Consider the following 559-nt stretch of genomic DNA (forward strand, 5'->3'; position numbering starts at 1 on the left):
GAAGTCGAACGATTTAATAAACCGCGAAGGAGTTAACCAGCATGCACACAATTAACGTCAACACCAACGTCAACACCGCCACTCGTGAATCAGACGAACAATTTAAAACTGACAAATATCTGCGTTATGCCGTTACCGATGGCGATGAGCGTCTGGATTTTATCCCGGCACTCTTTTTTACGCCGTCAGCCGATAATATGGCGGCGAGCTGGTTACGCCAGCATTCGGATTACGATGGCGGATTCTGGTCTTACTGGATTATTCCGCAGGGTGTCGGCGGGAATATTACCCCGAACCGTCTTCAGTTCATCACCACGCAGACCGGGTACATTGCGCCGGAAGGAAAGCAGTCTTACCGGATGCGCATCCCCGGCAATTATTTTGACGGTGACGTCAGCGCCGATGCAGCAGGAATTATTGCCACGCTGACGATAATGAACTGGCTGTCATGGCAGGTGGCGGATATGGGGCCGGAATATGCCCGCGTCTGTAAACATCTGGTATCCCGTCAGGATGCACTGAAAGACTATATCAGCATTATTCATCATCCCGAACGGCA

1 protein-coding gene is annotated in these 559 nt (G+C 50.8%); it reads left to right on the plus strand.

From position 1 onward, the window contains the following. Positions 1–41 precede the first annotated feature (41 nt). Positions 42–559: antirestriction protein (locus tag HMPREF3096_RS07595; protein ID WP_070544376.1), on the plus strand; the 518-nt coding region annotated here is incomplete at its 3' end.

The sequence above is a fragment of the Klebsiella sp. HMSC25G12 genome (assembly GCF_001807705.1).
GTDB classification, from domain to species: Bacteria; Pseudomonadota; Gammaproteobacteria; order Enterobacterales; family Enterobacteriaceae; genus Klebsiella; species Klebsiella variicola.